At 44.8% G+C, this 12,698-nt stretch carries 14 protein-coding genes; 13 read left to right on the forward strand and 1 reads right to left on the reverse strand.

Annotation, left to right across the window (positions count from 1 at the left end; all coding sequences use genetic code 11):
* Positions 1-80 precede the first annotated feature (80 nt).
* The 13 genes from H8Z79_RS07305 to H8Z79_RS07365 all read left to right on the forward strand — a co-directional run bounded on the left by H8Z79_RS07305 (position 81) and on the right by H8Z79_RS07365 (position 12,130).
* The gene (locus tag H8Z79_RS07305; protein ID WP_072521019.1) at positions 81-545 is read left to right on the forward strand and encodes a ribosome maturation factor RimP; all 465 of its coding nucleotides are present in this window, start codon (positions 81-83) and stop codon (positions 543-545) included.
* Between the two features lie 46 nt (positions 546-591).
* Positions 592-1,761 (forward strand): transcription termination factor NusA, encoded by a 1,170-nt coding sequence (gene nusA, locus H8Z79_RS07310; protein ID WP_072521020.1) that lies wholly within the window; start codon positions 592-594, stop codon positions 1,759-1,761.
* A 3-nt stretch (positions 1,762-1,764) separates the two neighbouring features.
* On the forward strand, positions 1,765-2,046 hold the full coding sequence (gene rnpM, locus H8Z79_RS07315; protein ID WP_072521021.1) for an RNase P modulator RnpM: 282 nt from the start codon (positions 1,765-1,767) through the stop codon (positions 2,044-2,046).
* Complete coding sequence (locus H8Z79_RS07320; protein WP_072521022.1) at positions 2,030-2,347, forward strand: L7Ae/L30e/S12e/Gadd45 family ribosomal protein; 318 nt, start codon at positions 2,030-2,032, stop codon at positions 2,345-2,347. The genes rnpM and H8Z79_RS07320 overlap by 17 nt, the downstream gene beginning before the upstream one ends.
* Before the next feature lie 138 nt (positions 2,348-2,485).
* Positions 2,486-5,146: a translation initiation factor IF-2 gene (gene infB, locus H8Z79_RS07325; protein WP_207726340.1), complete on the forward strand. Its 2,661-nt coding sequence runs from the start codon at positions 2,486-2,488 to the stop codon at positions 5,144-5,146.
* A 13-nt stretch (positions 5,147-5,159) separates the two neighbouring features.
* The gene (gene rbfA, locus H8Z79_RS07330) at positions 5,160-5,543 is read left to right on the forward strand and encodes a 30S ribosome-binding factor RbfA (RefSeq protein WP_118039532.1); all 384 of its coding nucleotides are present in this window, start codon (positions 5,160-5,162) and stop codon (positions 5,541-5,543) included.
* Positions 5,544-5,554: 11 nt separating this feature from the next.
* Positions 5,555-6,517 carry a DHH family phosphoesterase gene (locus tag H8Z79_RS07335; protein ID WP_118039531.1) on the forward strand — a complete coding sequence of 321 codons (963 nt, stop codon included), beginning with the start codon at positions 5,555-5,557 and terminating at the stop codon, positions 6,515-6,517.
* Positions 6,517-7,401 (forward strand): tRNA pseudouridine(55) synthase TruB, encoded by an 885-nt coding sequence (truB, locus tag H8Z79_RS07340; RefSeq protein ID WP_118039530.1) that lies wholly within the window; start codon positions 6,517-6,519, stop codon positions 7,399-7,401. Before H8Z79_RS07335 ends, truB begins: the two co-directional genes overlap by 1 nt.
* Before the next feature lie 19 nt (positions 7,402-7,420).
* Positions 7,421-8,353, forward strand: coding sequence for a bifunctional riboflavin kinase/FAD synthetase (locus H8Z79_RS07345; RefSeq protein WP_118039529.1), 933 nt, complete (start codon positions 7,421-7,423; stop codon positions 8,351-8,353).
* Between the two features lie 136 nt (positions 8,354-8,489).
* Positions 8,490-8,756 carry a 30S ribosomal protein S15 gene (gene rpsO, locus H8Z79_RS07350; protein ID WP_015542977.1) on the forward strand — a complete coding sequence of 89 codons (267 nt, stop codon included), beginning with the start codon at positions 8,490-8,492 and terminating at the stop codon, positions 8,754-8,756.
* A 201-nt stretch (positions 8,757-8,957) separates the two neighbouring features.
* Positions 8,958-11,051: a polyribonucleotide nucleotidyltransferase gene (locus tag H8Z79_RS07355; RefSeq protein WP_118039528.1), complete on the forward strand. Its 2,094-nt coding sequence runs from the start codon at positions 8,958-8,960 to the stop codon at positions 11,049-11,051.
* Positions 11,052-11,053: 2 nt separating this feature from the next.
* Entirely contained in the window at positions 11,054-11,548 is a 495-nt protein-coding gene (gene nrdG, locus H8Z79_RS07360; protein WP_015542975.1) for an anaerobic ribonucleoside-triphosphate reductase activating protein, read from the forward strand.
* A gap of 63 nt (positions 11,549-11,611) precedes the next feature.
* Positions 11,612-12,130 (forward strand): dCTP deaminase/dUTPase family protein, encoded by a 519-nt coding sequence (locus H8Z79_RS07365; protein ID WP_118039527.1) that lies wholly within the window; start codon positions 11,612-11,614, stop codon positions 12,128-12,130.
* Between the two features lie 68 nt (positions 12,131-12,198).
* Here the strand turns inward: H8Z79_RS07365 and H8Z79_RS07370 are convergent, their stop codons facing one another.
* Entirely contained in the window at positions 12,199-12,573 is a 375-nt protein-coding gene (locus H8Z79_RS07370) for a DUF1292 domain-containing protein (RefSeq protein ID WP_015542973.1), read from the reverse strand.
* Positions 12,574-12,698: the final 125 nt, after the last annotated feature.

The following is a 12,698-nucleotide window of genomic DNA, read 5'->3' on the forward strand; positions in this document are numbered from 1 at the left end:
GATAACGGATAAACAAGAGAGTGGGCTTCGGTCCACTCTTTTTGCGAGATAATCCGGATGTGCGAAAGGCAGGTGTAAAAATGAGCAGACGGGATGAATATGAACAGAAAGCAGAAGCTTTGCTTTTACCGATCGTAGAGCGAGAGGGATTCGAGCTTGTAGATGTAGAATACGTAAAAGAAGCAGGTAACTGGTATCTTCGCGGATACATTGACAAACCGGGCGGAATCACGGTCAATGACTGTGAGGCAGTCAGCAGGGCATTCAGCGACAAACTGGATGAAAACGATTTTATTGAAGACAGTTATATTATGGAAATCAGTTCGCCGGGTCTTGACAGACCACTGAAAAAAGAAAAGGATTTTGCCAGAAGCATGGGCAGACTGGTAGAAGTCCGGACATATCGTCCAATCGACAAACAGAAAGAATTCTGTGGTGTTCTGGATGCATATGATGAAAACAGTGTTACGATCAATGAGGACGGTGTCTTACGCACATTTGAAAAGAAGGACATTGCCCTGATCCGACTGGCAATTGAATTTTAGGTACGATTCAGATATGCTTTGATAAAATGAGGAGGAAATAAAAAAAATGAACAAAGAGTTAATGGAAGCGCTGGATATCCTGGAAAAAGAAAAAAATATCAGCAAGGATACATTACTGGGAGCTATCGAGCAGTCCCTGATCCAGGCTTGCAAGAACCATTTCGGTAAAGCAGATAATGTGCATGTGACAATTAATCCGGAAACCTGCGATTTCAGCGTTTATGCAGAGCGTGAGGTTAAGGAATTCGTAGAAGATCCTGCAATGGAGATTTCACTGGTAGAAGCACAGAAGCTTAATACCAATGCAGAAATTGGTGATATCATTAAAGTAGAGATCCATTCCAAAGAGTTTGGACGTATCGCAACACAGAATGCAAAGAATGTTATCCTTCAGAAAATCCGTGAAGAAGAACGTAAAGTTCTTTATGATCAGTATTTCGGAATGGAAAAAGAAGTTGTTACCGGTATCGTACAGCGTGTGATGGGCAAGAACGTCAGCGTAAACCTCGGTAAGGCAGACGGTGTCCTCAGTGAAAACGAGCAGGTAAAAGGTGAAGAATTCAAACCAACCGAGAGAATCAAGGTTTATATCCTTGAAGTTAAGGATACACCGAAGGGACCACGTATTCTTCTTTCCAGAACTCATCCGGGACTGGTAAAACGTCTCTTCGAATCTGAAGTTGCAGAAGTGAAAGACGGAACTGTTGAGATCAAGAGCATTGCCAGAGAAGCAGGCTCCCGTACAAAGATCGCTGTATGGAGCAATGATCCGGATGTAGATCCGGTTGGTGCATGTGTTGGTATGAACGGTGCCAGAGTAAACTCCATCGTAGAGGAACTCCGCGGTGAAAAGATTGATATCATCAACTGGGATGAAAACCCGGCAATCCTGATCGAGAATGCACTGAGCCCGGCGAAAGTAATCGCTGTTATGGCAGATCCGGACGAAAAGACAGCACTGGTAGTCGTTCCGGATTATCAGCTTTCTCTTGCAATCGGTAAAGAGGGACAGAATGCACGTCTGGCAGCCCGCCTGACAGGATTCAAGATTGATATCAAGAGCGAGACACAGGCAAGAGAATCCGGTGAGCTCTATGATTATGATGATGAAGATGAGTACTATGATGAGGACGAGTACAGCGAAGAAGATACAGAAGAAACTGCTGAAGATACAGAAGCAGAAGAAGCTGTTTCCGAAGAGCTGACAGAAGAATAATCTATGGCTACAAAAAATAAAACACCTCTGCGTCAGTGTACCGGATGCAGAGAGATGAAAAGCAAAAAAGAAATGATCCGAGTACTGAAAACCCCGGAAAATGAGATTGTGCTGGATGCTACCGGAAGAAAGAACGGCAGAGGTGCCTATGTCTGTCTGTCACAGGAGTGTCTGGAAAAAGCAGTCAAAAGCCGTGGGATCGAGCGCTCATTGAAGATGGCGGTACCGGCTGAGGTCTACGAAGACCTGAAAAAGGAGTTAGCTAATATTGAAAAACAACAATAAAGTGTTATCACTGGTTGGTCTTGCAACAAAAGCGGGCAAGATTGCCAGCGGTGAATTTTCTACAGAAAAATCTGTAAAGACCGGCAAAGGATTTCTGGTTCTGGTAGCGGCTGACGCATCAGAAAACACCAGAAAGAAATTCAGTAATATGTGTGAATTTTATGAAGTTCCGATTTACTTCATCGCAAATAAAGAAGAACTCGGAAAATTCTGCGGAAAAGAATTTCGTGCCAGTCTGGCGGTACAGGATGAAAACTTTGCGAAAGCAATGATGAAAGAACTTGCGAAAACCGAAAAGTAAGAATGAAAACTGGTTTTGATTCATTGACGTAAAGGAGGAACCAATGTGCCGAAGATCAAAGAGCAAGAACATGTCAGAATAAAAGAAAAATCAACACAAGAGGGAAAGGAGCAGATTACCAAGGTGGCAGATGAAAAGATGGTAACAACGAAGGCGGAAGCAGAAAAGACAGAGGCTCCCAAAAAGAAAAAAAATATTATTCGCGTATATCACGCACAGAATGCCAGTGACGGCGGCAAAAACAGACCGAAACGTCCGGCATCAGATAAAAAACCGGCTGCAAGACCGCAGCAGAGAACACAGGCAGCAAAACCGGCCGAGACAGTAGCTCAGAAACCGGCAGCAGAGACTGCACCGAAGAAGCCGCAGAGTGTTCCGGTACAGGAAACACCGACAGCTAAGAAACCGGCTGAGAAACCGGCAGCAGAAGCAGCTCAGACTCAGGCAAGACCGCAGAGAAGCGAGCAGGGCAGCTATAATAACAACAGAAATCAGAACCGTCCAAACAGAGACAATCGTGATAATCGTGGAGACAACCGCGGGGATAACAGAGGAAACCGTGATTTCCGTAACAACGGAGACAGGAGACCGTCTGACCGTGGACCGCAGGGCAACCGCAACGGTGGTGGCCGTCCGCAGAGACAGGGAGAAGGCCGTCCGGCACGTCAGGGTGAAGGCAATGGCCGTCCGATGAGAGGCAATGGCCGTCCGCAGCAGGGTGGTCAGAGCAGACCGGGACAGGGCGGAAACGGAAGACCGGACAACAGGGGTGAAGGACGCTTTGGTGGAAATAACCGCAGCGGCCAGAGAGCCGGCGGCGGAAGAAGAGATAACGATGCCGTATTCACACCGGAACTGACAAAAACTTCCAAGGACAGTAAGAGAGAGCGTGACAGAGAAAACAAGAACAAAAAGAAAGATTTCGAGAAGAATTCCGGTGCAGGTCACAACAGACCGAATCAGGGTGGAAGAAGAAATATTTCCAGAATTCCGAAAGCTCTTCAGAAACCTGCTCCTCAGCCAAAACAGGAAGAGAAGAAACCAGAAGTAAAAGAAATCACACTTCCGGAGAAAATGACAATCCGCGAGCTTGCAGAAGCAATGAAGATGCAGCCGTCTGTAATTGTTAAGAAGCTCTTTATGGAAGGCATCATGGTAACTGTAAACCATGAGATCGATTTCGAAAAAGCACAGGAAATCGCACTTGATTACGATATCATTGCAGAACCGGAAGAAAAAGTAGATGTTATCGAAGAACTTCTGAAAGAAGAAGAGGAAGACGAAGCTACAATGGTTTCCAGACCGCCGGTTGTCTGTGTTATGGGACACGTTGACCATGGTAAGACCTCCCTTTTGGATGCAATCCGTAATACACATGTAACAAGAGGTGAGGCAGGTGGAATCACACAGCACATCGGTGCATCTGTTGTTGAAATCAACGGACAGAAGATCACTTTCCTTGATACACCGGGACATGAAGCATTCACAGCAATGCGTATGCGTGGTGCAAACTCTACGGATATTGCAGTACTCGTCGTTGCGGCTGATGATGGTGTCATGCCGCAGACGGTTGAGGCTATCAGCCATGCAAAAGCAGCAGGCGTAGAGATCATTGTTGCAATCAATAAGATTGATAAACCAAGTGCAAACATTGAAAGAGTAAAACAGGAACTTTCCGAATATGAACTGATTCCGGAAGACTGGGGCGGAAGCACCATCTTCGTACCGGTATCCGCACATACAGGAGAGGGAATCGATACACTGCTTGAGATGATCCTTCTTTCAGCAGAAGTACTCGAACTGAAAGCGAACCCGAACCGTGCAGCCAGAGGTCTTGTTATCGAGGCTCAGCTTGACAAAGGTAAAGGCTCTGTTGCAACGATCCTTGTACAGAAGGGTACTCTTCATGTAGGTGACTTTATTGCAGCAGGTGCATGCAGCGGTAAAGTACGTGCAATGATGGATGACAGAGGAAGACGTGTCAAAGAAGCAGGACCGTCCACACCGGTTGAAATTCTTGGCCTTGGTGATGTGCCGAATGCGGGTGAGATCCTGATGGCATTCCCGAGTGACAAAGAAGCGAAAAACTTCGCTGCAGCATTTGTTACCGAGAATAAGAAACACCTCCTTGAAGAAACAAAAGGCAAACTTTCCCTTGATAATCTCTTTGATCAGATTCAGGCAAGCGATCTGAAAGAACTGCCGATCATTGTCAAAGCAGACGTACAGGGTTCGGTAGAAGCCGTGAAACAGAGTCTGCTCAAACTTTCTAATGAAGAGGTTGTTGTTCGTGTGATCCACGGCGGTGTTGGTGCAGTCAATGAATCCGACGTATCTCTGGCAGCAACTTCCAATGCGATCATCATCGGATTTAACGTTCGTCCGGATGCGATGGCAAAACAGCTTGCAGATCAGGAGGGTGTAGACCTTCGTCTGTACAAAGTTATTTATCAGGCAATCGAAGATGTGGAAGCTGCAATGAAAGGTATGCTTGATCCGGTATATGAAGAAAAAGTTATCGGTCATGCGGAAGTACGTCAGCTTTTCAAGGCATCCGGTGTCGGTACGATCGCAGGAAGCTATGTACTGGATGGTATTTTCCAGAGAAACTGCAAAGTACGTATTACAAGAGAGGGTGAGCAGATATTTGAAGGTGAGCTTGCATCTCTGAAACGATTTAAAGATGACGTTAAAGAAGTAAAAGCAGGATACGAATGTGGTCTTGTATTTGATGGATTCAACGATGTCAAAGAAGAAGATAAAGTAGAAGCGTATATCATGGTAGAGGTACCAAGATAGGAGTAGAGCATAAATGAGAAAAAACAGCATTAAGAATACAAGGATCAATGGTGAGGTTCAGAAGGAACTCAGTTCCATCATCCGCGGAGAAATCAAAGATCCGCGGATTCACCCGATGACCTCTGTCATGGCTGTGGAAGTGGCTCCGGATTTGAAGACCTGCAGGGCATATATCAGTGTGCTGGGCAATCAGGAAGCAAAGGAAGCTACGATCAGGGGACTGAACAGTGCGGAAGGATATATCCGCCGTCAGCTTGCCAGAAACCTGAACCTTCGGAATACACCGGAGATTCGTTTTATTCTGGACGAATCAATCGAATACGGTGTAAATATGTCAAAATTAATTGACGATGTTGCAAAAAAAGATGCTTCTTTGGGAAAATCTGAGGAAGAATAAGAGGAATGACCATGAAAAATATAGCAGAAGTACTGGAAAGTGTAAAAACTGTCGGGATTGGCGGACATATCCGTCCGGATGGCGACTGTGTCGGCTCCTGTATGGCACTGTATCTGTATATCAGAACATATTTTCCGGACATTGATGTGAACGTTTATCTGGATCATCCGAAGCCGATCTTCGGACATATTGAATGTATCGATGAAATAAAAACAGAGGCAGATGACAGAGTATTTGACCTCTTTATTACCTGCGATGTCAGTGCCAGAGACCGTCTGGCACTTGCAGGTGAACTTTTTGAAAAAGCTAAGAAGACTGTCTGCATTGACCATCATGTGAGCAATCAGGGATTTGCGGATATCAACCATGTTCAGGGAGATATCAGTTCCTGTTGTGAGGTGCTGTACGGAATCCTCGATCCTGAGAAGGTGACACTTCCGATCGCAACCGCAATCTACACAGGAATGGTGCACGACACCGGTGTATTCCAGTATTCATCTACTTCACCGGAGACCATGCGCATTGCCGGTGAGCTGATGAAGACCGGAATTCCGTTCAGCAGGATCATTGATGAATCTTTCTATCAGAAAACATATATTCAGAATCAGGTTATGGGACGTGTGCTTGCAGAAAGCATCCTTCTCCAGAACGGTACATGCATTATTGGCTATCTGCGAAGAAGAGATATGGATTTCTACGGTGTTGAGGGCAGCGATCTGGATGGTATCGTAAGTCAGCTCCGCCTTACAAAAGGAGTAGAAGTTGCAATGTTTATTTATGAGACAGAGACACAGACTTTCAAAGTTTCTCTTCGCTCGAATGGCAAAGTGGACGTAAGTAAAGTTGCTGTTTTCTTTGGCGGCGGCGGACATACAAGGGCAGCAGGATGTGATCTGCATGGCTCTATGTACGATGTGATCAATAATATCACGGCAGAGATTGAACGACAGCTGGCTGAGGAGGAAGACGCATAATGGATGGCGTACTGAATATCCGCAAAGAAAAGGGTTTTACTTCCTTTGATGTCGTTGCGAAGCTGCGCGGAATCCTCCATATGAAAAAAATCGGACATACAGGGACACTTGATCCGGAAGCAGAAGGTGTGCTTCCGGTAGTCCTTGGAAAAGCAACCAAACTTGTAGATCTTCTGACTGATAAGCAGAAGACATACGAGGCGCTTCTGCATCTTGGACTGGAGACTGACACACAGGATATGACAGGAACCGTTCTCTGTGAGAAAACTGTTGAAGTGTCAGAAGAGGAAGTCGAGGCTGTGATTCGGGAATTTGTCGGAGAATACCAGCAGATTCCGCCGATGTACTCTGCTCTGAAAGTAGACGGCAAAAAGCTCTATGAGCTTGCACGAGAAGGAAAAACCGTGGAGCGTAAGGCAAGGACGGTTCATTTCTATGAAATTGATATAAAAGAAATAAATCTTCCGTATGTTCGTTTTTCTGTTACGTGCAGTAAGGGAACTTACATTCGTACGCTCTGCCATGATATCGGGCAGAAGCTTGGATGCGGCGGCTGTATGGAAGAACTGATCCGTACCAGATCAGGAAACTTTACATGGGAAGACAGCATGACACTTGCAGAAGTAGAAGATGCAGTCAAAGATGGTACGATTGAAGACCGGGTGATCCGTATCGGGCAGGTACTGAAAGATTATCCGGAAATTTTTTGCACACGTGAAGGTGACCGCCTTCTTGAAAACGGAAATGCCCTTACGGAATATTTTGTAAAAGGCAGCCACAAAGAAGGATGGGTTCGGATGTGTGACAGTCAGGGTGAATTTAAAGGGATTTATCAGTGGGATGAGGCAAAAAACCGCTATCAGCCCCAGAAGATGTTTTTGTAGGCAGGAGTAACAGCATAATATGGAATACGTAAGACTGAGCGGGCAGTTTCCGAAGCTTACCAAAAGTGCAGTGACACTTGGCAAATTTGATGGTATCCACCGTGGACACAGGAAACTGATCCGGACAATTCTGGAGCGCAAAAAAGAATATGGAGAACTTGCCGTAGTGATGGCGTTTGTTTCTGACAGGCAGATGATTTTTACTTCCGAAGAACGGCGGACATATCTCGCAAAAATGGGAGTCGATGTTCTTCTGGAGTGTCCGCTGAATGATGAAATCAAGCATATGAAGGCCGAAAATTTTATCCGTCAGATTTTAAAAGGTGATCTGCAGGCAGAATGCGTAGTTGTCGGTGAGGATTTCCGCTTTGGATATGAACGGAAGGGAACACCGGAATTACTGCAGAAATTCGGTGAAAAATATGAATACGAGACGGTTGTCATTTCAAAAGAGATGGAGGGAAACCGTAAGATCAGCAGTACTTATATCCGTGAAGAATTAAAAAAGGGCAACATGGAAAAGATACGGGATCTTCTCGGAAGACCTTTTTGCGTGTCAGGAAGAATTGAACATGGCCGGGGGCTGGGACACAGGGATTTCTTTCCTACTGCCAATATCATTCCGCCAAAATCGAAGCTGATGCCGCCAAATGGAGTGTATGTCACTATGTCTCATTTTGAAGACGGAGATTATCCGGGAATCACCAATGTCGGATACAAACCGACGGTCGGAGAAAGTTTTCTTGGTGTGGAGACGAATCTGTTTGACTGTGATCTGGATCTTTACGGAAGAGAATGTACCGTTGATTTTTATAAATTTACCCGTCCGGAGCAGAAGTTTACTTCATTTGAAGCGCTCAAGGCGCAGATTCGGAAAGATATTCAGTCCGGAAAAGAATATTTTCAGAATGAGAATAGTTCGCAAAAAACTTTACGCTTTGAATCAAAATAATTATTTACACGTCATTTGTTTTATGCTATACTAGTCGAGGTGTAAATCAGCCCATATTCAGAGATTGGAATCTCCAACCGTTTCTTAATATGTGGCGGTTCATTAATTATCAAATTATTTTAAGGAGGAAATCAGAATGATTTCAAAAGAAAAAAAACAGGCAATCATGAAAGAATATGCAAGATGTGAAGGCGACACAGGTTCACCGGAAGTACAGGTTGCAGTTCTTACAGCAAGAATTCAGGAACTGACAGAGCATTTACAGACACATCACAAAGATCATCACTCCAGACGCGGTCTGCTGAAGATGGTTGGACAGAGACGTGGACTTCTGGCATACCTGAAGAAAACAGACATCGAAAGATACCGTGCACTGATTGAAAAATTAGGTTTAAGAAAATAATTAGTATGCGGACGGGGCGGATAACCATCCGCCCCATTTTTGCATATAAAAACATCTGAACCTGTCAGACACAAAATTCCAAAAAACAATAACAGAAGTTATTTCCGAGACTACTGAAAAGCTCATTGCGGCCAATGGTTTTTTCAGTTGTTTCGGGCTTCTGTTTACAATGTCAAACACAGATTTTAAAGGAGAAAAAGTATGTACAAAAGTTATTCTATGGAATTAGCCGGCAGAACGCTGACTGTAGATATCGGTCGTGTTGCAAAGCAGGCAAATGGTGCAGCGCTGATGCATTACGGTGACACTACTGTACTTTCCACAGCAACAGCATCCAAAGAGCCGAGAGAAGGAATTGATTTCTTCCCTCTGAGCGTTGAATACGAAGAAAAAATGTATGCAGTAGGCAAAATTCCGGGTGGATTCAATAAGAGAGAAGGAAAGGCAAGCGAGCATGCAATCCTGACTTCCCGTGTTATCGACCGTCCGATGCGTCCGCTGTTCCCAAAAGATTACAGAAACGATGTTACTCTGGTAAACATGGTTATGTCTGTAGATCCGGAATGTAATCCGGAAATCCCGGCTATGCTTGGTTCTTCCATTGCAACCTGTATTTCAGATATTCCGTTTGATGGTCCATGCGCAACCACACAGGTAGGTCTGATCGATGGCGAGTTCATCATCAACCCGTCACTTGCTCAGAAAGAACTTTCTGATCTTCAGCTTACTGTTGCTTCTACCAGAGAAAAAGTTATCATGATCGAAGCCGGTGCAAATGAAGTTCCGGAAGACACCATGATCGAAGCAATTTACAAAGCACATGATGTAAACCAGGAGATCATCCGCTTTATCGATAAGATTGTTGCAGAGTGCGGCAAAGAAAAACATCTTTATGCTTCCTGTGCAGTTCCGGAAGAACTGTTTGAGGCAATCAAAAAGATTGTTCCTTCTGAAGAAATGGAAGAAGCTGTATTCACAGACGACAAACAGACAAGAGAAGAAAATATCCGTGAGATTACAGCAAGACTTCAGGATGCATTTGCAGACAATGAAGAATGGCTGGCAGTTCTCGGTGAGGCTGTATACCAGTACCAGAAGAAGACTGTACGTAAGATGATCCTCAAAGATCACAAACGTCCGGACGGCCGTCAGATCACACAGATCCGTCCTCTGGCTGCAGAAGTAGACATCATCCCGAGAGTTCATGGTTCCGCAATGTTCACACGTGGACAGACACAGATCTGTACAATGACAACTCTGGCTCCGCTTTCCGAAGCACAGAGAATCGACGGACTGGATGAATTCGAAACATCCAAGAGATATATGCACCACTACAACTTCCCGTCCTATTCTGTAGGTGAGACCAAACCGTCCAGAGGACCGGGACGTCGTGAAATCGGACATGGAGCACTGGCTGAGCGAGCTCTTGTACCGGTACTTCCGTCAGCAGAGGAATTCCCGTACGCAATCCGTACAGTATCTGAGACATTCGAATCCAACGGTTCTACTTCTCAGGCGAGTATCTGTGCATCTACCATGTCTCTTATGGCAGCAGGTGTACCGATCCGCAAACCGGTTGCAGGTATTTCCTGTGGTCTGGTAACAGGTGCTACAGATGATGATTACATCGTTCTGACAGATATCCAGGGTCTGGAAGACTTCTTCGGAGATATGGACTTCAAGGTTGCCGGTACACATGACGGTATTACTGCAATTCAGATGGATATCAAGATTCATGGTCTGACAAGACAGATCGTAGAAGAAGCAATCCGCAGAACAAAAGAAGCAAGAGAGTACATCCTCACAGAGGTTATGGAAAAATGTATCGCAGCACCTCGTGATCATGTAAACAAATATGCACCGAAGATCGTTCAGATCCAGATCGATCCTCAGAAGATCGGTGATGTCGTAGGTCAGAGAGGAAAGACCATCAACGCGATCATCGAGCGTACAGGTGTACAGATCGACATTACAGATGAAGGAGCAGTCTCTATCTGCGGTGTTGACCAGCACGGTATGGATGAAGCAAAGAAAATGATCAAGACGATCGCAACGGATTTCGAAGCAGGACAGATTTTTGAAGGTACTGTTGTAAGCATCAAAGAATTCGGTGCATTCGTTGAGTTTGCTCCTGGCAAAGAAGGTATGGTTCATATCTCCAAGATCAGTGATCACAGAATCAACCGTGTAGAAGATGTTCTGACTCTTGGTGATAAGGTAAAAGTTATCTGCCTTGGTAAAGACAAGATGGGAAGAATGAGTTTTAGTATTAAGGATGTACCGGAAGAAGCATAAATATGAGATATCATAATATAACCAAAGATGATATGCTGAACGGAGACGGGCTTCGGGTCGTTCTGTGGGTTGCCGGCTGCAATCACTGCTGCCGGGATTGTCAGAACCCGATCACCTGGGATCCAAATGGTGGACTTGCATTTACAGAAGCGGAGGAAGCCGAGATATTTACAGAGCTGGATAAAGATTATGTCAGTGGGATCACCTTCTCAGGAGGTGATCCACTGCATCCATCAAACATTTCAGCAGTTACCGCTTTTGCAAAAAAAATCCGTGAAAGATATCCGAACAAGACAATCTGGCTGTATACCGGTTCTACATGGGAGGAAATACAGAATGAAGCAGTCGTACAGTATCTGGATGTCTGTGTAGACGGAGAGTTTCAGGTTGATAAAGCAGATACCTCTCTTCGATGGAAAGGATCTTCCAATCAGCGTGTCATTAATGTTCCCGCGACACTTCGCGAGGGGAAAATTGTTTTACATTGTGCAAATTAAGCAAGATTAAATTGCAAGATCAAAAGCAAAATACCTGTTATATAATGAGGCACAGGAGGCAGCATGAGACGAATCGCAAAATTTCATAAAGTAAGTCCTGCACAGTTTGTAAAGGATTGGAAAGATACTTTTCCGACAGCAGATGAGACAGAGATTTCATCTGTTTACGCAAACATCCGTCTTCCATTAAGGGCAACCGCCGGAAGTGCCGGATATGATTTTTTTGCTCCTGTTGATATTACACTGGCACCGGGAGAGACTGCAAAGATCCCGACTGGTATCCGTGTGGAAATGGAACAGGACTGGGTACTGAAATGTTACCCGAGAAGCGGACTTGGATTCAAATTCCGTCTGCAGTTAAACAATACTGTCGGTATCATCGACAGTGATTATTTCTATTCAGATAATGAAGGTCATATTTTCGCAAAGATCACAAATGACAGCAACGAAGATAAGACTGTCAGCATTACAGCCGGTACAGGCTTTATGCAGGGGATTTTTGTGGAATACGGAATTACAGTAGACGATGATGCAACCGGAGTCCGCAATGGTGGATTCGGAAGCACCACAGAAAAGAAATAAGACGTAATTAAAACGGAGGTTTCAGCCGGTAATGGCGGAAACCTCCGTTTTCTTTAAGAAAAAATAAATTATTCAAGCGGTGCACCGGCAGCTTCTGCTTTACGTGCATTGTCCAGTACGATATCAAAAGCTTCGGCAGCTTTTGCATATTCGTCATCGGATTCGATGTTTGCAAGAACCGGATCACCTTTTTCGGTACGGGAGAATTTGTAAAGATAAACTTCTCCATCCTGATTCTGTCCGTTTTCATCAAGTGGAAGCAGGGCAATATATTCCTGGGCATCTACCGGGAAGACAGTCAGAATCGCGCATTCGATCTCGGTGTCATCGTCCAGAGTCAGGGTGATGGTATTATGGCTTTCGGTGGAAGAATTGCTGCCGCAGTCCAGTCCGCAGGAAGCACAGTCGCTTGGCGTACAGCCATTTTTCAGTTCGTCACTCATTTGATTTTCCTCACTTTGTTTTCATTATCAGTCTATTTTAACAGATAACCGAAGCGAATACAACGGGAAAGCAAAAATGCCGGAGAAAAGACAGAGAAAATGCGTGAGAAGAAAATAAAAAAATA

Origin of the sequence: Blautia intestinalis, from assembly GCF_014297355.1 — a bacterium.
Taxonomy (GTDB): Bacteria; Bacillota; Clostridia; order Lachnospirales; family Lachnospiraceae; genus Blautia_A; species Blautia_A intestinalis.

Excerpts from the sequence above, each read along its gene's own strand:
- rbfA (WP_118039532.1), top strand. The coding sequence starts at position 5,160 with ATGAGAAAAAACAGCATTAAGAATACAAGGATCAATGGTGAGGTTCAG.
- nrdG (WP_015542975.1), top strand. The coding sequence starts at position 11,054 with ATGAGATATCATAATATAACCAAAGATGATATGCTGAACGGAGACGGG.
- nusA (WP_072521020.1), top strand. The coding sequence starts at position 592 with ATGAACAAAGAGTTAATGGAAGCGCTGGATATCCTGGAAAAAGAAAAA.
- infB (WP_207726340.1), top strand. The coding sequence starts at position 2,486 with ATGGTAACAACGAAGGCGGAAGCAGAAAAGACAGAGGCTCCCAAAAAG.
- H8Z79_RS07335 (WP_118039531.1), top strand. The coding sequence starts at position 5,555 with ATGAAAAATATAGCAGAAGTACTGGAAAGTGTAAAAACTGTCGGGATT.
- truB (WP_118039530.1), top strand. The coding sequence starts at position 6,517 with ATGGATGGCGTACTGAATATCCGCAAAGAAAAGGGTTTTACTTCCTTT.
- H8Z79_RS07345 (WP_118039529.1), top strand. The coding sequence starts at position 7,421 with ATGGAATACGTAAGACTGAGCGGGCAGTTTCCGAAGCTTACCAAAAGT.
- H8Z79_RS07355 (WP_118039528.1), top strand. The coding sequence starts at position 8,958 with ATGTACAAAAGTTATTCTATGGAATTAGCCGGCAGAACGCTGACTGTA.
- H8Z79_RS07370 (WP_015542973.1), bottom strand. The coding sequence starts at position 12,573 with ATGAGTGACGAACTGAAAAATGGCTGTACGCCAAGCGACTGTGCTTCC.
- rpsO (WP_015542977.1), top strand. The coding sequence starts at position 8,490 with ATGATTTCAAAAGAAAAAAAACAGGCAATCATGAAAGAATATGCAAGA.
- rnpM (WP_072521021.1), top strand. The coding sequence starts at position 1,765 with ATGGCTACAAAAAATAAAACACCTCTGCGTCAGTGTACCGGATGCAGA.
- H8Z79_RS07365 (WP_118039527.1), top strand. The coding sequence starts at position 11,612 with ATGAGACGAATCGCAAAATTTCATAAAGTAAGTCCTGCACAGTTTGTA.
- H8Z79_RS07305 (WP_072521019.1), top strand. The coding sequence starts at position 81 with ATGAGCAGACGGGATGAATATGAACAGAAAGCAGAAGCTTTGCTTTTA.